This window comes from Flavobacterium sp. CYK-55, from assembly GCF_018413465.1.
In the GTDB taxonomy this organism is placed as follows: Bacteria; Bacteroidota; Bacteroidia; order Flavobacteriales; family Flavobacteriaceae; genus Flavobacterium.
This window is the reverse complement of record NZ_JAHCDK010000008.1, coordinates 118922-139908: the sequence shown is the minus strand read 5'-3', so window position 1 is coordinate 139908 and position 20987 is coordinate 118922. Positions and strand designations below refer to the sequence as shown.

General features: G+C 44.5%; 16 protein-coding genes. 6 read left to right on the top strand and 10 right to left on the bottom strand.

Annotation, left to right across the window (positions count from 1 at the left end; all coding sequences use genetic code 11):
* The coding region (locus KIH23_RS10020; RefSeq protein WP_213213349.1) for a T9SS type B sorting domain-containing protein at positions 1-3488 on the top strand (3488 nt) is incomplete at its 5' end.
* Positions 3489-3698: 210 nt separating this feature from the next.
* On the opposite strand, the gene KIH23_RS10015 is transcribed toward KIH23_RS10020, so the two are convergent.
* The 8 genes from KIH23_RS10015 to KIH23_RS09980 all read right to left on the bottom strand — a co-directional run bounded on the left by KIH23_RS10015 (position 3699) and on the right by KIH23_RS09980 (position 14640).
* Positions 3699-4934: a M20 family metallo-hydrolase gene (locus tag KIH23_RS10015; protein ID WP_213213348.1), complete on the bottom strand. Its 1236-nt coding sequence runs from the start codon at positions 4932-4934 to the stop codon at positions 3699-3701.
* A gap of 119 nt (positions 4935-5053) precedes the next feature.
* The gene (gene preA / locus KIH23_RS10010) at positions 5054-6322 is read right to left on the bottom strand and encodes an NAD-dependent dihydropyrimidine dehydrogenase subunit PreA (RefSeq protein WP_213213347.1); all 1269 of its coding nucleotides are present in this window, start codon (positions 6320-6322) and stop codon (positions 5054-5056) included.
* Positions 6323-6332: 10 nt separating this feature from the next.
* Positions 6333-7718: an NAD(P)-dependent oxidoreductase gene (locus KIH23_RS10005; protein ID WP_213213346.1), complete on the bottom strand. Its 1386-nt coding sequence runs from the start codon at positions 7716-7718 to the stop codon at positions 6333-6335.
* 36 nt (positions 7719-7754) lie between these two features.
* The gene (locus KIH23_RS10000; RefSeq protein WP_213213345.1) at positions 7755-8621 is read right to left on the bottom strand and encodes a nitrilase-related carbon-nitrogen hydrolase; all 867 of its coding nucleotides are present in this window, start codon (positions 8619-8621) and stop codon (positions 7755-7757) included.
* A gap of 80 nt (positions 8622-8701) precedes the next feature.
* Positions 8702-10084: a dihydropyrimidinase gene (hydA, locus tag KIH23_RS09995; RefSeq protein WP_213213344.1), complete on the bottom strand. Its 1383-nt coding sequence runs from the start codon at positions 10082-10084 to the stop codon at positions 8702-8704.
* Between the two features lie 75 nt (positions 10085-10159).
* Positions 10160-11614, bottom strand: a complete 1455-nt coding sequence (locus KIH23_RS09990; protein WP_213213343.1) for an NCS1 family nucleobase:cation symporter-1 — start codon at positions 11612-11614, stop codon at positions 10160-10162.
* Positions 11615-11627: 13 nt separating this feature from the next.
* Positions 11628-12977: an aminotransferase class III-fold pyridoxal phosphate-dependent enzyme gene (locus tag KIH23_RS09985; RefSeq protein WP_213213342.1), complete on the bottom strand. Its 1350-nt coding sequence runs from the start codon at positions 12975-12977 to the stop codon at positions 11628-11630.
* Positions 12978-13182: 205 nt separating this feature from the next.
* The gene (locus tag KIH23_RS09980; RefSeq protein WP_213213341.1) at positions 13183-14640 is read right to left on the bottom strand and encodes a CoA-acylating methylmalonate-semialdehyde dehydrogenase; all 1458 of its coding nucleotides are present in this window, start codon (positions 14638-14640) and stop codon (positions 13183-13185) included.
* Between the two features lie 302 nt (positions 14641-14942).
* Between KIH23_RS09980 and KIH23_RS09975 the strand changes: the two genes are divergently transcribed.
* Positions 14943-16361, top strand: a complete 1419-nt coding sequence (locus tag KIH23_RS09975; protein WP_213213340.1) for a CotH kinase family protein — start codon at positions 14943-14945, stop codon at positions 16359-16361.
* Between the two features lie 47 nt (positions 16362-16408).
* On the opposite strand, the gene KIH23_RS09970 is transcribed toward KIH23_RS09975, so the two are convergent.
* A complete protein-coding gene (locus tag KIH23_RS09970; RefSeq protein ID WP_213213339.1) occupies positions 16409-16939 on the bottom strand; it encodes a porin family protein in 531 nt (176 codons plus the stop codon).
* A gap of 57 nt (positions 16940-16996) precedes the next feature.
* Positions 16997-18583: a murein L,D-transpeptidase gene (locus KIH23_RS09965; RefSeq protein WP_213213338.1), complete on the bottom strand. Its 1587-nt coding sequence runs from the start codon at positions 18581-18583 to the stop codon at positions 16997-16999.
* 100 nt (positions 18584-18683) lie between these two features.
* On the opposite strand from KIH23_RS09965, the gene KIH23_RS09960 reads away from it, so the two are divergent.
* The 4 genes from KIH23_RS09960 to KIH23_RS09945 all read left to right on the top strand — a co-directional run bounded on the left by KIH23_RS09960 (position 18684) and on the right by KIH23_RS09945 (position 20962).
* Entirely contained in the window at positions 18684-19187 is a 504-nt protein-coding gene (locus KIH23_RS09960; RefSeq protein ID WP_213213337.1) for a nuclear transport factor 2 family protein, read from the top strand.
* Between the two features lie 118 nt (positions 19188-19305).
* The gene (locus KIH23_RS09955; RefSeq protein WP_213213336.1) at positions 19306-19725 is read left to right on the top strand and encodes a hypothetical protein; all 420 of its coding nucleotides are present in this window, start codon (positions 19306-19308) and stop codon (positions 19723-19725) included.
* 204 nt (positions 19726-19929) lie between these two features.
* Complete coding sequence (locus tag KIH23_RS09950) at positions 19930-20349, top strand: hypothetical protein (RefSeq protein WP_213213335.1); 420 nt, start codon at positions 19930-19932, stop codon at positions 20347-20349.
* Between the two features lie 19 nt (positions 20350-20368).
* Positions 20369-20962: a hypothetical protein gene (locus KIH23_RS09945; RefSeq protein ID WP_213213334.1), complete on the top strand. Its 594-nt coding sequence runs from the start codon at positions 20369-20371 to the stop codon at positions 20960-20962.
* The last annotated feature ends 25 nt before the right edge of the window (positions 20963-20987 follow it).

Genomic DNA, 20987 nt, shown 5'->3' with positions numbered 1-20987 from the left:
CCATGACTTATACCGTGCTTGGTTCGGGTGGATGTCCGAATGCGACTGCGACGAGAACAATAACAGTAACTGCGCCCGTTTCTGCCGGAACTTTATCCGGAGCACAAAACATTTGCATCGGCGATTCTGTCACTTTTTCATCAACGGTTTTAGGTGGAACTTGGACTTCATCAAATCCTGCAGTCGCAACCATTAATCCTTCGACCGGAGCAATTGTCGGGGTTACTGCCGGAACATCAACCATGACTTATACGGTTTTAGGTTCTGGCGGATGTCCGAATGCAACCGCGACTAGAACTGTGACTGTGACTGCGCCGGTGGTGGCGGGAACTTTATCCGGAACACAAAATATTTGCATCGGAGATTCTGTGACTTTTGCTTCAACGGTTTTGGGTGGAACTTGGACTTCATCAAGTCCTGCGGTTGCAACCATTAATCCTTCGACCGGAGCAATTGTCGGAGTTGCTGCCGGAAGCTCAACCATGACTTATACCGTGCTTGGCTCAGGTGGTTGTCCGAATGCAACCGCGACTAGAGTTGTGACTGTAACTGCACCTGTCGTGGCCGGAACTTTATCAGGAACACAAAACATCTGCATCGGAGATTCAGTAACTTTTTCATCAACAATTTCAGGCGGAACTTGGACTTCATCAAATCCTGCAGTCGCTACGATAAATTCCTCAACCGGAACGATTGTCGGAATTTCTGCCGGAAGCTCAACCATGACATATACCGTTTTAGGTTCTGGAGGATGTCCGAATGCAACCGCGACTAGAACTGTGACTGTGACTGCGCCGGTGGTGGCCGGAACCTTATCCGGAACACAAAATATTTGCATCGGTGATTCGGTGACTTTTACTTCAACAGTTTTGGGTGGAACTTGGACTTCATCAAGTCCTGCGGTTGCTACGATAAATTCCTCAACCGGAGCGATTGTCGGAGTTGCTGCCGGAACATCAACCATGACGTATACCGTTTTGGGTTCAGGCGGATGCCCGAATGCATCGGATGTGCGAACTGTCAACGTAACTGCGCCTGTTTCTGCGGGAACTTTATCCGGAACTCAAAACATTTGCATCGGCGATTCTGTGACTTTTTCATCAACTGTTTTAGGTGGAACTTGGACTTCTTCAAGTCCTACAGTCGCTACGATTAATCCTTCTACCGGAGCGGTTGTCGGAGTTGCTGCCGGAAGCTCAACCATGACTTATACTGTTTTAGGTTCTGGCGGATGCCCGAATGCTACAGCGACTAGAGTTGTGACCGTGACTGCGCCTGTTTCTGCGGGAACTTTATCCGGAACACAAAATATCTGCATCGGAGATTCCGTGGCTTTTGCCTCAACGGTTTTGGGTGGAAGTTGGTCATCTTCAGATGTTACGGTTGCAACGATTAATACTGCTACCGGATCGATTATCGGAGTAGCCGCTGGAACCGCGACCTTGACGTATACCGTTTTAGGTTCTGGTGGATGCCCGAATGTAACCGCGACTAGAACCGTAACGGTAACTGCGCCCGTTTCTGCGGGAACCTTATCAGGAACTCAAAATATTTGCATTGGAGATTCTGTGACTTTTTCATCAACCGTTTCAGGTGGAAGTTGGACATCTTCGAATCCTTCGGTGGCAACAATCAATAGTTCAACCGGAGCCATTGTAGGCGTTGCTGCCGGAAGTTCAACCATGACATATACCGTTTTGGGTTCTGGTGGATGTCCGAATGCAACCGCGACTAGAACTGTGACTGTGACTGCGCCGGTGGTGGCGGGAACTTTATCCGGAACACAAAATATTTGCATCGGAGATTCAGTCACTTTTGCTTCAACGGTTTTGGGCGGAACTTGGACTTCATCAAATCCTGCGGTCGCTACGATTAATGCTGCTACCGGAGCGATTGTCGGAGTTGCTGCGGGAAGTTCGACCATGACGTATACCGTTTTGGGTTCAGGCGGTTGTCCGAATGCGTCGGATGTGCGAACGGTGACCGTAACTGCGCCGGTGGTGGCGGGAACTTTATCCGGAACACAAAATATTTGCATTGGTGATTCGGTGACTTTTGCTTCAACGGTTTTGGGCGGAACTTGGACTTCTTCTAATCCTGCAGTCGCTACGATTAATGCTGCTACCGGAGCGATTGTCGGAGTTGCTGCCGGAAGTTCAACCATGACTTATACCGTGCTTGGTTCGGGTGGATGTCCGAATGCGACTGCGACGAGAACAATAACAGTAACTGCGCCCGTTTCTGCCGGAACTTTATCCGGAACTCAAAATATTTGCATCGGCGATTCTGTGACTTTTGCTTCAACGGTTTTGGGCGGAACTTGGACTTCTTCTAATCCTGCGGTCGCAACCATTAATCCTTTGACTGGTGCGATTCTCGGAGTTGCTGCCGGTACATCGACCATGACGTATACCGTTTTGGGTTCTGGCGGATGCCCCAATGCTACAGCAACGCGTATAGTGACGGTAAAACCAAGTCCGCATGTTTTGAATCAGAGCACTTACAATATTTGTACGGGTGACAACATCAATATTAATCTTACGGCTGATCTTCCCGGCACCACTTTTACTTGGTTGGCCTCGCAAAATCATGTAACCGGAGCCGGAAACGGTTCAGGAAATACCATTGCAACAACACTTAATTTGACCGGAAATAGTGCAGGTTCTGTGGTCTACGGAGTGATTCCTATGGCCAATGGATGTGAAGGCAATCCGTATTATATTACCGTTCGTGTATGGCCACAACCTCGACCACAATTGAATGACGGCTTCATTTGTTTGAACATTTTAACCAATAATGCGGTGCAAACTCATTTATTACAAACCGGATTAGATAATGTAAACTATACTTTTGATTGGTATTTTAATGGTACGCAAATCAGCGGAGCCAACAGTCATACTTATGAAGCTGACCAGGCGGGAACCTATTCAGTAATTGCGACCAACATACAAACCGGCTGCGTATCTGATGAAGTTTTTGCTTCTGTAACCTCATCGTATGTGGCCAACAGCTTTGTGGCCGAGCCCAGCGATGCTTTTTCAGATACGCCTTATATCATCGTGCATACACCGGCCGGTACCGGGCCCTTTTTATACCAACTTGATTTCGGGCCGTTCCAAAACTCCAATATTTTTTATAATGTGGCGAGCGGTTTACACACCATTCGCGTAAAAGACGAAGTGGGCTGTACTGATTTATTGGGTCAGGTCTGGATTTTGAATTACCCGAAATTCTTTACCCCGAACAACGATACCTATAACGACACATGGAATATTCCTGATTTAGCGAATCAAGCCGACGCGCACATTTACATTTTTGATCGATATGAGAAATTCATCAAAGAAATCAGTCCGTTGGGCGAAGGTTGGGACGGAACCCACAACGGATATCCGCTGCCCTCAACCGACTATTGGTTCTCGGTAGATTACACTGACCCGAACACATTTGTACGCAGAAATTTCAAAGCGCATTTTTCATTGAAACGATAAGTGCGTGAAATTTAGCTTCGCTCAGTTCGGCTAAAGCCTCGAGTGATATTAAGAGGAGACCCGAAGACCAAAGGTCGAATTGTATGGAGCGATAGCGAAATAAAAGCCCAGTGGGCTTCAGGTATGAGTAAAAGTAAACATGCACAGCCTGACCCGTAGGGGCACGCCCAAAAACAAAAAAAGGCTCCTTTGAAAGAGCCTTTGAATGAATTATTTTTTGAGGACTTCGAGCACCGTGCCGAGCAATACTTGAGCGCCGGTGGCCAAATCTTCATAAGATGAATACTCGAGCGGATTGTGGCTGATACCGTCTTTGCAACGCACGAAAATCATTCCGTAATCACAGGCATAGGAGAGCGCGAGCGCATCGTGGAAAGGCCCGCTCATGAGCTCGGGCGCTTCGAGGTTGAGTTTTTCGCACTCGCTGTGAATGATGGCTTTGATCCAATCGGCACAATAGCGCGGTTCGCTGCTGGTATCTTCAGAAATAGAATATTCGAGTTTGTGTTTGGCGCAAATGGCCTCGATTCGGTCGCGCAATTGTTGCTCGTAGCGATTGCGACGGTCTAGGTCAATGTCGCGCAAATCAACAGTCATTTCAACTTCTTCGGCGATGATGTTTCTCGAAGCCGGAAATACTTTTAATGTACCCACCGTTCCAACCGTTGGATTGCCGGGCACTTGGGTGGCAATTTCGTGTAAAGCAATCGTGATTTCGGCAGCGCCCATCATGGCGTCGCGACGCATAGGCATAGGCACAGAGCCCGCATGACCAGCCATTCCCTTGAGTCTGACTGTCCACCAAAGCGGTCCGGAAATACCCGAAACGACCCCAATGGGCTTTTGCGCCACATCAAGGATGGGACCTTGTTCAATATGCAACTCCAGAAAACAGAAAATGCTTCCGGGTTGATATTCTGAGGCTTTGAATTGGGTGATGTCACAACCAAAATCTTTAAGTGCTTGCTCGCGGGTGATGCCATCTTTATCGGCGCGTTGTAATTCGCCGGGTTCGAGTTTACCCAAAATACCGCGCGAACCAAACAGGCCTTTGTTAAAACGCCAGCCTTCTTCGTCGGCAAATGAAATGACTTCAATGGTACGCTCGGGCTGAATGCCGTTTTCATGCAAGGTGCGCACGACTTCAATGGCGCACAAAACACCGGCCACGCCGTCAAATCGGCCGCCATAAGGTTGTGAATCAAGGTGTGAGCCCATCATGAGCACGGGCAAGTCAGGATTTTTGCCTTCGAGTCTGCCGATTAAGTTACCGAAGTTATCAATGCGCACGGACATTCCGGCGGCTTGCATCCAAGAAGCTGCTATTTCAAAACCTTGTTTTTCAAGGGCGGTATGCGCTGGACGACAGGTGCCGGTTTCGCCGATTTTGCCGATTTCGCTCATGGCTTCAAAATAGCTTTGAAGACGGGAACTGTTTATGTTCATGTAATTATTTTTGTTTGATGAATGCCCGCGTGAGGGATTGGAGCGGCTATCCTTGGGTGCCGGAGTTCGGCACACAAGATAATAGCGAAAAGCCCGACCCGTAGGGGCACGCCCTTATTTTAATGATCGTTGAGCGGTAAGCCTTGTGCTTGCCAATCTTTCCAATTGATGTATTCAGGAGCGACGCGTTTGACTTGCATGCTGATGCAATTATCTACCGGACAAACCAATTTACAGAGGTTGCAACCCACACATTCTTTTTCGTTGATGGTGTAGTTGTTATACGGCACGCCGCGCTCAATATTGATGGACTGATGCGAGGTGTCTTCGCAAGCGATGTAACACAATCCGCAGTGGATGCATTTGTCTTGATCAATATTGGCCACGTGGTGGTAGTTGATGTCGAGGTCTTCCCAATGCGTGATTTTCTCGACAGATTTGCCGATGAAATCGGTGGTTTTTTGATAGCCTTTTTCGTCCATCCAATTGCTGAGACCTTCGCACAAATCTTCAACAATGCGAAAACCGTGTGTCATGGCAGCGGTACAAACCTGCACGGATGTAGCGCCTAGAAGCATAAACTCGGCGGCATCTTTCCAAGTGCTCACGCCTCCGATACCTGAAACCGGCACACGACTAGCCACCGGATCTTGTGAAATGGTGGTGAGCATTTTAAGCGCAATGGGTTTTACAGCCGGACCGCAATAACCGCCAAAAACACTTTGACCGGCTACATACGGATTGGGAACTAAGGTGTCAAGGTCAATTCCGGTGACGCTTTGAATGGTATTGATGAGACTGAGCGCATTGGTTCCGCCTTCAACAGCGGCGCGTCCGGTGGGAACTACCGAATGCACATTAGGTGTGAGTTTGGTAATGACGGGAATCGTCGCTTTTTCCATGACCCACTCTACGACCATTTTGGCAATTTCGGGATCTTGTCCTACGGCTGCGCCCATGCCGCGCTCGGTCATTCCGTGCGGACAGCCAAAGTTGAGCTCAAAGCCCATGGCTCCGGCATCTTCGCATTTTTTGATGAGTTCATGCCAAGCGGTTCGGTTGTTATCGGCCATAAGCGATACAATCATAGCGCGATCAGGGAACATTTTGACTACTTCGGTAATTTCGCGCAAGTTAATTTCGAGCGGACGATCGCTGATGAGCTCAATATTGTTGAAGCCCATGATGCGCTTTTTTCCGTAATCAACAGACGAATAGCGCGAGGATACGTTTTTGACTTGTGAGCCCAGCGTTTTCCAGACTACTCCGCCCCAACCGGCTTCAAAAGCACGGACGACGTTGATTTTTTTATCGGTAGGAGGCGCACTGGCCAACCAAAAGGGATTGGGGGATTTGATTCCTAAAAAATCGGTTGATAAATCTGCCATATCTTGTCTGTTAATTATTGAACGTTGGTTTTAATTCGCACTCGAGAATGTAATCGGGCGCAATGATTTCTTTGACGATGGCCGCAGCTCCGTCTTTTCCGGCTTGAACCGCATCGACTACTTCTCTGCCTCCGTTGACGCAATCACCTCCGGCGAATACTTTGGCCGTTGGAGTTGTTGATTTTCCGGTGACCGAAATTTTGCCTTTGTTGTTTTGAAGACTGCTCGATTGCACGAGTTCTTCAAAAGGCATTTGTCCGGCGGCTTTGATGACCATATCAACTTCAAGGGTAAAGGTTTCACCTGAAGCAATAGGGCTTCTTCGGCCGGAAGCATCGGGCTCACCGAGTTTCATTACATCGCAAACCAAATGCGTGACATGGCCGTTTTCGCCTTTGATTTCTTTAGGTGCTGCCAACCACATGATTTGGCAACCGTCTAATTTGGCAATGTCTAATTCTTTTTGGGTACAAGGCATTTCGGCTTGGGTTCTTCGGTACACCAAAGTAACTTCGGCAGCGCCCAAACGCTTGGCTTGCGTAGCGGCATCAATGGCGGTCATACCCATTCCGATGACGGCTACTTTATCGCCCACGGCTATTTTTGAATAATCGTTGTTGCGCAATTCGTAGATAAATTTGATGGCATCTTCAACGCCTTCTAATTGCTCGCCCGGAATGTCTAGTTGACGCGCCATGCCTACACCAAAAGCCAAATACACGGCGTCATATTGCGCACGCAATTGCTCTAAAGTGATGTCTTTGCCCAAAGCATGGTTGTACTTGATGTCAATGCCGCCGATGGCTGTGATGTAATCTACCTCATCTTGACAAAATTCAGGCGTTACTTTATAAGCAGCAATTCCGTAGGTCATGAGCCCACCGCCTTTGGCTTCTTTTTCATAAATAGTCACATCAATGCCTTCGCGGCTCAAGGTATGCGCACAACTGAGTCCGGCCGGACCGGCGCCCACAATGGCTACTTTTTTGCCCGTCGATGGTTTGCGCTCAAAGAGTTGCCACTTGTTTTCCATGGCTTTCTCGGTTGAGTATCTTTGCAAACGCGCAATATTAATCGGTTCTTCATGCATCATATTATACACACAAGCGCCTTCGCAGAGCTTTTCAACCGGGCAAACTTTGCTGCATCCGGCCCCCATAATATTAGAGGAGAAAATGGTATGCGCCGAGCCTTTGAGGTTGTCGGTAGCGATTTGCTTGATAAATTTTGGAACGTTGATCGAAGTCGGACATGACTTCATACACGGTGGGTCATAACAGAACAAACAACGGTTGGCCTCTGTAAGCGCCGCATCGCGGGTTTCAAACGGCGGATGTATATCGGCAAAATTCTCTTGATATGCCTCCGCGCTGAGTCGGTTATTTTTAATAGCCATAAATCTTTTCGTTTATTGGTTTGGTTAATTTTGTCTTTATAATTGCGTGATTTCGGTATAGGTTTCCGGGCGACGGTCGCGATAAAACTGCCATTTGCCGCGGATTTGTTCGATGAGATCTAAATCAAATTCGGCCACAAGCAATTCGTCTTTGTCTTCAGAAGCGCAGGCAAAAATTTCGCCCAGCGGATTCACGAAATATGAAGTCCCGTAAAAACGACCCAGGTTCCAAGGTTTTTCTTCGCCCACGCGGTTGATACAGCCCATAAAATATCCGTTGGCCACGGCATGTGCGGGTTGCTCCAACTTCCAGAGATATTGCGATTGCCCCACGGTGGTGGCGGATGGATTGTAGACAATTTCAGCGCCGTTCAGACCCAAACAACGGGCGCCGTCCGGAAAGTGGCGGTCATAACAAATGTAAACGCCGACTTTGGCATAGCGCGTCTGAAAAACGGGATAACCGAGGTTTCCGGGTTTAAAAAAATATTTCTCCCAAAAACCGCCTGTTTGCGGAATGTGGTTTTTTCGGTATTTGCCCAAATAAGTTCCGTCGGCATCAATCACAGCGGCCGTGTTATAGAGCACGCCGGCTTGATCTTTTTCATACACCGGAACAATGATGACCATTTGATATTTTTGGGCGTACTGCTGCATGAGCTCGGTAGTCGGGCCCGGAACAGTTTCGGCCGAAGCGTACCATTTGCTGTCTTGCCCGGGGCAGAAATACGGCGTATTGAAGATTTCTTGAAAACACAAAATCTGCACGCCTTGTCTTCCGGCTTCTTCAATATAAGGAATATGCTTTTGTAGCATCGCTTCCATGATTTCGGGAATCGTGCCTTCGCCTTCGGTTTTGGCCAAACTCAACTGAATGAGTCCTGATTTTACAATTCTTGCCATAATTATTTATGTTAAATGTTGAATGTTGTATGTTGAATGATGATTTCCATTAAGCATTCAACATGTAGCATTCAGCATAATTATATCTTCCCGTCTACTTTGTTGCGTTTGATAAACTGTCCGTAGCCTTTTGGAATTTTACATTCGTTGTTGTCAATGGCGATTTGTCCGCGCAATAAAACCGTTTTGACTTTTCCGGTAAGTTGCCATCCTTCATAACCGCTGTAATCAACATTCATATGATGCGTTGCGGCTGAAATGGTGTGTTTTTCATTCGGATCAATCAGAATAATATCTGCATCGCTGCCCACGGCTATGGTTCCTTTTTTGGGGAACATGCCAAAGATTTTGGCTGCATTGGTTGAGGCTACTTCTACATATTTATTCAAGGTGATTTTTCCTTTGCTGACGCCTTCACTAAAGAGCAGTTCCATGCGGTTTTCAATAGCGGGATGTCCGTTCGGGATTTTTGAGAAATCATCTTTGCCCATGAGTTTTTGTTCCCACATAAACGGACAGTGATCGGTAGCCACTACATTGACCATGCCTTGATTCAAGCCGGCCCAGAGTGCCTCTTGATCTTTCTTCTCACGAAGTGGAGGCGACATGACCCATTTGGCACCTTCAAAATTTTGTTCGTATAAACTGGCATCTAAAATCAGATACTGTATGCAGGTTTCAACAAAAACATGTTGGTTGCGACGCGTGGCAAAACGCACGGCATTGAGCGCGCCTTCGCAGGTAAGATGCACGATATAACCCGGGCAACCTGTATAATCGGCCATATCGGCAAAGCGGCTGCTGGCCTCAGCTTCGGTAACTTCAGGTTGTGATAAATAATGATACAGCGGCGACAATTTGCCTTCGGCTTTGTGTTTGGCAATCAGATAATCAATCATATCGCCGTTGGTGGCGTGCACGTTGATGAGCCCGCCGTGTTTTTTGACTTCTTGCATGAGCCCCACCATCTGACGATCGTCAATCATGAGCGCACCTTTATAAGCCATAAACGTTTTAAAAGACGTGATGCCTTCGTTTTCAATAAAGTGTTGGATTTCTTTTTTGGTTTCGTCGTTAAAGTCGGTCACAGCCATGTGAAAACTGTAATCGCCCACGGCATTGTTATCGCTGCGTCCTTTCCATTCTTGTAAGGCAGCATTCAAACTTTTCCCTTGTGTTTGCAAAATGAAATCAATGACCGTGGTGGTTCCACCAAAAAGGGCAGCGCGCGTTCCGGTTTCGTAGTTATCACTTGAATAAGTGCCCATAAACGGCATATCCAGATGCACATGTGGGTCGATTCCGCCGGGCATGACGAGTTTTCCGGTAGCGTCAATGACTGTATCGGCCGTTACGTTTAAGTTTTTGCCAATGGCCGAGACGGTTTCGCCTTCAATAAAAACATCCGCCATATAATCGTCGGTGGCGGTAATGACTCTTCCGTTTTTAATCAGTATGCTCATGTCATTTTTTATTTTGAATGTTAAATGTTGAATGTTGTATGAGCTTTCATTTAGCATTCAGCATTCAACATAATTTTATTTTTTGTTTTTCATTAAAATCCAATAAATCCATCCGCTGATGCCGAAACCGACAAACCAAGCGTAATGGTACAAATCTGATAGCCAAGCCGGAAAAGTATTGGCATTGACGGCTTGAATGGTGGTTAAAAAGCCCGGAACATTGGGTAGAACGCCCAAAATGAGCGCCCAAATGGCTTGGGTATTGAATCCGTTTTTAAAACTATATTGCCCTTGGGGATTGTATAAATCATCTAAAACCAAAGTCTGTTTGCGGATGAAATAATAATCGGCAATCATGATGCCGCCCACCGGACCCAGTAAACTTGAATAGCCCACGAGCCAAGTAAAAATATAACCGGATGGATCGGCAATGAGTTTCCAAGGAAAAATTAAAATCCCAATGACTCCGGTAATGTATCCGCCTTTTCTAAAATCAATTTTTGAAGGCGAAAGATTGGCAAAATCATTGGCCGGGCTCACAATATTAGCAGCAATATTGGTGGCTAAAGTAGAGATGGCCACGGCAATCATCGCCACGCTGACCAGTAATTTACTGTCAAATTTTCCGGCCAAAACCACCGGATCCCAAATGGTGGTGCCAAACACAATTGCTGTAGCCGAGGTAACCACCACACCCACAAAAGCAAACAAAGTCATCGAAGTCGGAAGCCCGTACATCTGACCTTTGATTTGTACTTGTTGCGAAGTGGCATAGCGCGTAAAATCGGGAATATTGAGTGAAAGTGTAGCCCAAAATCCGACCATACCTGTGAGTGCCGGAAAGAAATAAGTAAAGAATTCTGAACTGTTGGCAAATTTAGATGGAGTGCTTAAAATCGGGCCCAAGCCATGTGCAGCATTCAGCGCCCAAAGCAATAAAGCCAGTGCGGCCAGCGGTAAAAAGAACGCTTTAAAAACGAGCAACTTTTTGATGCTGTCAACGCCTAAATACACCACGTACATATTGAGCAACCAAAACAAAATAAAACAAATGGCCGGTCCGGTTTGCAAACCCCAACTATCCGGAAAAATCTGTGGTAAGGTTTCTAAAGACGGTATCCACAAACGCGCCATTTGATACAGCGCAAAACCGCCAATCCAAGTTTGAATACCAAACCAACCACAAGCGACGATGGCCCGAAGCAAAGCCGGAATGTTGGCGCCGGTGGTTCCGAAACTCGCACGCGCAAACACCGGAAACGGAATACCGTACTTGGCACCCGCGTGACCGTTGAGGATCATCGGAATCAAAACAATCGTATTGCCCAAAAATATCGTCAAAATGGCTTGCCACCAACTCATGCCGCCTTCAATAAGCGAACTCGAGAGCATATAAGTAGGAATACACAAACTCATGCTGATCCAAAGGGCCGCATAATTCCAGGTATTCCAGCTGCGATTTTGTGCTGAAATAGGCGCCAAGTCTTCGCTATACAAAGCAGTGTTTGTATGGTTTTGGTTTTCGGTCATAGGTGTTGATTTTTTATTCCATCGCGGCGTCGGCTATTTTAAGTGCTTCGCTGATGATGGCCAAACCTTCGTCAATTTGTTCTTTGGTGATGTTGAGTGGCGGTGCGATAAAAATATAACCCCAACGCACAAAAGTGTACATGCCCAATTCTCGGATTTTGGCCGCCACTTGATTGGAAACTTTTAAATCGTCTCCGGCAGCGTTGTATGGCGCCATGAGTTCGCCGGTGGTTTTGTTTTTTAATACGTCTAAACAGCCCAACAATCCGGTGTTTCTGAACGTGCCCATGCTGGGATGCTGGCTGCGCATTTGATCAATACGCATTTCCATATAAGCACCCATTTCGCGGGTGTTTTCAATGAGTTTATCACTTTCGTAGATGTTAATCACCGCCAGAGCTGCGGCCAATGCTACCGGATGCGCATTATAAGTAAGCCCAATCATCATAGGCGTAGCATCATATTTAGCAGCAATTTTGTCAGATACCATCAAGCAACCGAGCGGTACATACGAAGCGGTCAAACCTTTGGCCATACAAACCATATCGGGAATGATGTCGTGGTTTTCAAAACCAAACCATTTTCCGGTGCGGCCAAATCCGCTCATGACCTCATCGGCGATGAACAAAATACCGTATTTTTCGCAAAGCGCTTTAACGCCTTTGAGATAACCTTTTGGGTAATGCAAACAGCCCGAAGAACCGCTTTCGCCTTCAAAAATAAAGGCGGCAATGTTGGTTTTGCCTTCGAGGTGAATAATGCGCTCAACGTATTCTAAACTCAACGAAAGCTTGGTGGCGTCGTCAAGGTTTTTCATACCGTAGAAATAATACGGATCATCCAAATGTACTACGTTGGGCATTTGCTGCGCATCGTTGGCGAGTTTGCGCGGGTCACCGCCCACGGTCATACCACCGATAGAACCGCCGTGAAAGGCACGGTAACGACCGATGATTTTGTGACGACCGGTATATAAACGAGCCAATTTGATGGCGTTGTCAATAGACGAAGTTCCGCATAAGGTGAAAAACGCTTTGTTGAGATCGCCCGGACAAATTTCAGCGAGTTTGCGCGATAATTTGGCGCGCACTTCAGTAGTGCAGCTGGGCGTAACAAAACTGACTTTGTTCATTTGTTCAACTACGGCATCGGTAACGCGCTGGTCGCCATGACCGATGTTGACCGACATGAGACCGGATGAAAAATCGATGATGCGTTTTCCGTCGCAGTCATATAAATAGACGCCTTCGGCACGATCAATCGCTATAGGGTTGACAGCGGCTTGGGCAGACCAAGAAAACAAACTGAATTGTTTGCTGTCGTTGATGATTTGTTCTTTTGATAAGGTTTCTTCTGTTGTCATTGTATTTTGTTTTTGAAGAATCTGTTTTTAAGTTAAAGCGAAACTTTCTTGAGGACTCACTGCCCTAGCCCCGATTGAAGTGGAAATCCTTTTTTGTTTTTATGAAAAGCCCCTCGACTGCGCTCGGGGTGACAAAACAAAAAAGATTGCAACGGAAAGCGGGATTAGCTTCTGAAAATTCGTAATTCGAAATTTCTAATTGTTTTTAGCTCATCCAGTTGACGCCTGCCTCGGCATTCCACTTGACGGTGGTTTTCTTGAGCTTGGTCCAGAACTCGATGGAGCTTTTTCCGGTGATGTCGCCTACGCCAAACTTGCTTTCGTTCCAGCCGCCAAAGCTGAACGGCTCGCGCGGAACCGGCACGCCTACATTGACGCCCACCATTCCGGCACTGGCTTTTTCCATGATGTAACGCGCCATACCGCCGTTTTGAGTGAATACACTCGCGGCGTTTCCGTATGGGTTTTTGTTTTCGATGGCGAGCGCTTCATCAACCGTATTGGCACGCATGATGGAGATGACCGGACCGAAAATTTCTTCGCGGGCTACACTCATATCAGGTGTAACAAAATCAATAACGGTTGGGCCGACGTAGGTTCCGGCCTCTTTGCCTGAAACTTTGGCATTGCGGCCATCAACGAGGATTTTAGCGCCGTCTTTTTCGGCTTGGGTAATATAACTTTCGATGCGCTCTTGTGATTCTTTGTTGATGACGGCCCCGAGGTTTTCACCGGGAACGATCTTGCGGGCTTCGTCGCAAATTTTGGCAATGATGTGATCAACATTTCCGACGCCGACCATGGCTGACGCGGCCATACAGCGTTGTCCGGCACAACCCGACATCGACGCGGCTACGTTTTGTGCGGTCATATCAGGAATGGCATCGGGCAAAACCATCAAGTGATTTTTGGCGCCGCCCAAAGCCAAGCATCTTTTTAAATTTTGCGTAGCGCGTTGGTAAACGATTTTGGCTACTTTGGTGGAACCGACAAACGAAACGGCTTCAATATTCGGGTGATCGCAAATGGCGTTGACCATTTCAACATCGCCATGCACTACGTTAAAAACACCGTCTGGCAGGCCGGCTTCTTTGAGCAATTCAGCAATGCGACCACAACTGAGTGGCACTTTTTCAGAAGGTTTCATAATCATGCAATTGCCCAGTGCGATGGCGTTGGGAATCGTCCAATTGGGCACCATAGACGGGAAATTAAACGGCACAATCGAGGCCACTACGCCCAAAGCAACGTGCTCGGTACGGCATTCAACACCTTTGCTGACTTCGAGCAATTCACCAGTGATGAGTTGCGGAAGTGAAGTGGCAAATTCTGTGAGCTCGATGCATTTTTCAATTTCGGCGACGGATTCTCCGTAGGTTTTTCCGTTTTCTTCGCTGCACAATTCAGCGAGTTCTTTGAGGTTTTTTTCAAGTAAGGCTTTATAGCGAAAGAACACTTGTACGCGTTCTTTAATAGGTGTTTTGCTCCAAACTGGGAAAGCGGCTTGCGCGGCTTGAACGGCTTTGTCTAAATCAGAAGCCCCCGACATCGGGACGGTTGAGAGTAGATTTCCGTCTAAAGGTGAAACAACATTTAAGGTTCGGGCGGCAGTTGCCGGTGTAAACTTTCCGTTGATGAAGTTTTGAATCGCAGGGTATTTCATGAAGTACTATTTATTTTACAAATTATTAATAAAAATAATAACAATAATTTAATATGCAACCTGCAATTATAGACAATTCACAACATTAACATAACATCATTTCGAATTTTATTTTTACCAATATTTGAACAGGTCATTTTTAAAAAAGTGAATGCGCTGTAAATGAGTTAGTTAATTTGGTTTGTTTTTTAATCTGTTGCCGCTACTGGTAAAAGTTAAATTTTCATTTAGATGCTATTTTCAAAATAAAACCGAGATTAAAAGCCTATTTTTGGATGGATTATTTTTGAGTATTCATAGGTATGAAAAGAATTTTTTGGTTATTTCCGCTGATGCTATTGTTTTATTGCAGCAATGTTGATTTGTCTGAAAACAATATTACATCGGCACAAAAAGCAACTCCACAGGATCAGGTAGCAGAGATTTTCAACTTAAAACAGGTTCCGATAATTACCGTTGAAGTTAGTTTGGATCAGTGGAATAAAATTCTGACCAATTATGATTTGAATCCGGCCAACGACAAAAAAGTGGTGTCTAAATTTACTTTTTCAGTAGGCGGCAGAACAACGGTGATTGACAGTGTAGGGCTCAGACTTAAAGGAAACACCAGTCGTCGCAGACCTGAAGGTGATACCGGTTTGTTGCACGATGCGGTAAATCCGGATTGGCATCATTGCCATTTTGGGCTTGATTTTTCTAAATACCGCAACGGTCAAAATTTTAAAGGATTGGATAAACTCAATTTGAAATGGTTCAAAGACGATGCCGCTTATTGTCGCGAAATATATAGTTATGATTTGTTTAGAAGATTTGGCTGTATTGCTCCGGCAGCTTCATATTGTAGGCTATATATCAAAGTGCAAGGTGATGCACAGCCAGCATATTATGGTGTTTACGCCATGGTCGAAAACATTGATGAAGTTTTTATTGCAAAAAACAAAACTAAATGGGGTGATGGCGTAGGCTTTTTGTGGAAAGGCGGTTGGAGCGGATCAAACAATGCTAATTTTGTTTCGACTGAAAGCATTGGCGTTGAAGACGTGAACATCAATCCGGCTTTGTCGGCATATTATGCCTATGATTTAAAAACACGTAAAAGCGAATTAGCTAGTGCAAAAACTGAATTGCTGCAATTTATTTCAGATTTGAACACCCGAACCGGTGCTGATTTTGAAAACTGGATTGCCCAAAAAATGGATGTGCCTTTGTTTTTAAAAACCTATGCGGTAAATGTAGCTGTGGGTATGTGGGACGATTACTGGGTAAACGGGAATAATTTTTATTTTTATTTTTCGCCCAACGGAAAAGCTTATTTTATTCCGTATGATTATGACAATACGTTGGGAACTTCGCAAATTGTGGCTAATTCAGGAACACAGAATCCGCTCTCATGGGGCAATATGTCGCAACGACCATTGATCACCAAAGTATTAGCTATTCCACAGTATCAACAATTGTACAAAAGTTATTTGACTGAACTAGTCAATGCGAATAAAGATTATTTTCATGTGAATAAAAGCATGCCCAGAATCCAATCATGGCAGAACATGATTTTACCTTACGTGAACAACGATACCGGCGAAGACATGCTCATTGAAGACAAACCAGCATCATGGGGAAACCAACCTAATTATCGCCTATTATCCGGAAACCCATTCGGCGGCAACATTGGACCAGCCAATTTTTTTAGCAGCAAAAGAACCAGTTTTAATTGGCCATAAAAAAAGCCGCTTTTATCAGCAGCTTTCTTGTGTACTTATAATTATTTTTAGAATTTGAACGATGCCCCGAGTTGAATGACTTGATGTTTGATATCAGCATCTTTATCAATTTTTGTCAAGCCGTGCACATAACGAGCATTCAGCGATAGCCCCAACGGAAAATTAAACCCTAATCCGCCGGCTACAGAGGTGTCAAAACTGTTGATATTATCATTGTTTTCAAGATTGTCATTAACTTTATAACCCACTTGCGGGCCGGCCTCTAAGCTAATGGTTTTTAAAAAATAAACTCTGGCCATTACCGGTAAATTCAAATAACCCAAGGTATAATTCGTATCGTTTGCTTTATACCCCTGAATGGAATATTGTAACTCGGGTTGAATAAAAAACAATTGTGGAACTACAGAAAATTCTTTGAATACACCAGCATAAAAAGAAGTCAATGGGTCAACCCCCGAAGCGTCTTTTCCGGTTACTGTGGCTATGTTAACTCCGGCTCTAATGCCGATTTTTTGTGCCTGAACCGTTGTCAGTGCCATTAATCCAAAGGCCAATGCCATCGTTTTGAATACTTTCATATCAATATAAATGTTAGGTTAAACGCTTCAAAAATAAACATTAATCCCTAAGCGGCCTTATTGTTTAAAAATTAGTTCTGACAATCGTCCATCGCGTTTGTACACATCGTCATAAAAACGCAAAATACCGGTATCGTTCACCCAACACGTAAAATAGCCAATATATACCGGAACCGGTTCTTTTAAAGTATACCAAGATTCTTTGCCGGCATACATTACTTTTTCAACTTTTTCAGGCGTCCAATTTGGGTCATCTTCTAATAAAGTCTGAGCAAGTTCAAGCGGTTTGGCCACACGAATACAACCATGACTAAACGCTCTTGAATTTCGGTTAAAAAGACTTTTGGCCGGAGAATCATGCAAGTAAATATTGTTAGAATTCGGAAACAAAAACTTGACCCAACCCAATGAATTTTGCGGTCCGGGTTTTTGCCTAACGCGCCCTTTATCCCACTCCATGTTGTGTTTGACTAGATAATCTTTGTCTTTTTCAAGCGCTGGTTTGATTTCTTTTTTGATGATGCTCGGCGGAACGTTCCAATACGGGCTAAAGACAATGTACTTCATCATTCCGCTAAAAATGACGGTTTGATTCATGACTTTCCCAACCACTACATTAGATGCTAAAGCAAGTTTCCTGTTTTTGTAATACGCCAATTCATACGACGGAATATTCACCGAAATATATTGTTTGGCTTGGCTCATTTCGGTCGGAATCCATCGACAGCGCTCCATATTGACCATGAGTGTTTTGATGCGACTTTTGAGCGGAATATTCATCGAACGAATCATTTTTCCTGAGATCAATTCTGAAGGTGTCAAACCAATACTTTCCTTATATTGCCGTACCGGGCGCGCCAATGATGCGTCAAAAACAGCGCTTTGAGTATTCTTATCTAAATAACCCATCAAGTACAAACGTTTACGCACATGAGCCACTAAATCTGAAGTATCGCCCACTTTGAGCGGATCCATATCGATGGGGATTTTCACCGTATCTGCGTCATTTTTTTGTGCGGCTTTGCGGTAACGACCCAGCATTTCTTTGAGTTTGTAGTATTGGCCTAGAAGGTTTCGCTCGTTTTTTTCAATCAACTTCGGATTGGCCATGAGCGAATCGAGATAATGCACATACGAAACCTTCTTGCGGGGCAAATACCAGCCCAATTCTCGCGAAGTTTTTACATCAAATCCGTGAAAAACTTTATCGGCATAAAAAAAATAAAAGGCAGATATGAGATAATCGTTGGCCGAATTGCTCAAGGGTTTTGCAGATTGAAAAATGTCTTCTAAATAAGATTTGTAGGGAATTTTAGCATGAACACCTTCGGTTTCTATGGTGTTGATTTTACTGTGGATTAAATGCCCTAGCTCGGTGATTCCTTTAGCGTCAAACCAAACAAACTTCCAATGGTGATTGCGGTATAACTCGCGCATTTGCGGCTCATAAACAGCCAATTTCGGATATCGCTTGACAAACCAATGTAACTTTAAACTATCTGGAGCGACTTCTTTAACGGGCTTTTCAGGCAGATTTTGTTTTTGAGGTAGAACAATTGATTTTTGGTTGTTATCGCGTTTACAAGCGGTCATCGTCAAAACAAAAGTCATCGAAAAGCACAAAATCCAAAAGCGACCCAACATGAGGAAAAAATTTAACTGCGTAAAAGTAAGCAAACTAAATTCACATCGATGTTGACAAACCCGAAGATTATTTACTTTATAAAAAAACAAATATAACTTTATGAAAAACTTATTTTTTTTATGTCTGGTGATTTTAAATTCCAACAGCTTCCTTTGGGCCCAAAATAAAACTACTTCCGAGATTGACGCTTTACTCAATCAGTGGCATAAAGACGCCGCGGTTGCTAATGGCGAGGCTTATTTTGGGGCTATGGCAGATGAAGGGATTTTTATCGGAACCGACGCCACCGAAAACTGGAACAAAAAGCAATTTCAAGCTTTTGCCAAACCTTATTTTGACAAAGGAAAAGCCTGGGATTTTAAACCTTTTCAAAGACATATTTATCTGAGTGCTGACGAAAAAACAGCTTGGTTTGATGAACTCTTGGATACTTGGATGAAAATTTGTCGCGGCTCAGGTGTATTGCAAAAAGTTGGGAATAATTGGAAAATCATGCATTATGTGCTTTCAACCACCATTCCGAACGATAATATTGACGCAGTAGTCAAAGTCAAAACACTTATTGAAGACGAACAAATGAAACAACTTAAAGCTTCAAAATAACCCAAACCATTGGCACAACGAACATCCTGCTCCCTTACAGCAGGATTTTTTTTGCTTTTTTTAAAACCACTTTTGTTGTTGTTGCGTACATGGCCAAAACAACCTAAATCTAAATGCCATGAAACTTCGAAAAAAAATTGAAATCACATTGGTCGCCGCTCTTGGAGTATCGCTGATGCTACTGATTGTTTTACTCACGCATTTTGCAATGAGTCAACCGCTTGATAAAAGTCAACTTGAAATCAGCAAATTTGAATTTCAAAAACCACTGAGCTCAGCAGATAAAATAGAAATAAAAATGTTGATGCAATCAATTCCAGGTATGGGCCGAGACATTATCATCTGTAATAATTCTATGGTTTGTTTTCACGATTCACAAAGTTGTAACAAAGAAGAAATTATTCAAAAATTATGTTCAACAGGTAAATACAATGCCCGGAAAATTCATATCAATGACATATCAAGTGTACAACTTGCTCGTCTTGAAGCCAAAGGAAAATTTCATCATTTGGCCGTTGCTATTCGAGATCCGTTTTAATCAACATTTGAAATTAATAGTATTCAACAACACCCTTTTTCCCAATCAACCCGACCTAAGATAGCTGTCAGGGCAGCTTTATAAAACTAAAACCGCAGAATCACTGCATCATGAAAACCCTGGATTTCTAACACAATGTTAGATTTGCTCCCGCCTGTCATTTGAATGATGGCAGGCGGTTTTTACAAAATAAAAACTTAGAAAATGAAAAAGAAAATCAAACTAGTCCTTCTAGGGCTTACAGGAACCGGCTTGCTTTTATTTTGCGCATTGGTGATTCATATTGCCTTGGTAAAACCTCCTGAAAATGCTACAATTCAAATCAGTCGCATTGATTTTGAAAAGCCGTTCGACTCAATTGGCGCAGTAGAAATTCGTCAAAAAATCGAATCAATACCCGGTGTCAAAAAAGATGTTTTGGTCAAAAAAAATGTGGTTGTTTATTTTCATGACAATCGCATTGCTGACTCCAAAAAAGTCTTCGCCGAACTCATGCAAAAAGGCGATTACAAAGCACAAAGATTTGAAGTAAATACTGCTTTATCATCCAAACAAGTTTGCCCGGCGATGAAAAAAGAGGGTTTTTATTATGAGTTATCTAAAATAGTTCACCAATATATTTAATCACTAAACATTCAAAATCATGAAAAAACAATCAAATTTTTTGCTTTTGGGTTTGTCTATATTGTGCATCTCGCTCACTGCATGCAGCAAGGATGACGACGAATCAACACCTTCAAAACCTTCTATTTACCAACGATTAGGCGGAACAACGCTCGTTCAAGATCCGGATGCACCCACCGGAACCATGATTGAGGCCGGAAGATTGAGCTACCGAAAAGTAGTTAATTCAACCGTGCAACTTATTGTTGCCGACATTCAGGCTGGGGCTCCCGGTAATTTAAGCGCTCATTTCTCGCCGCTTTTGGCCGAAGTTGGCGCCGGAAACACCACCAATCTAGCCGTTTTGACAGATAATTTAACGGATTTCTTTTCGTACAATACCGGCGGAACCAATGCTGTAAACAAATACGAAGGAAAAAACATGGTAGATGCACATAATCCGGCCACGAACCCAAGAATGGGCGTCAAATCTACCAATGCCGATTACGACAAATTTGAAGGTTATGTAGGAGCGGCGGCTCAGGCCAACGGTGTGGCGGCCAATACAGAGCTATATGCAGATGTGGTTGCTGTACTTGAATCGCTTAGAAGCCCGATTGTTCAAGCGCCATAAATCAAAAAAATCTTTCATATCAAAC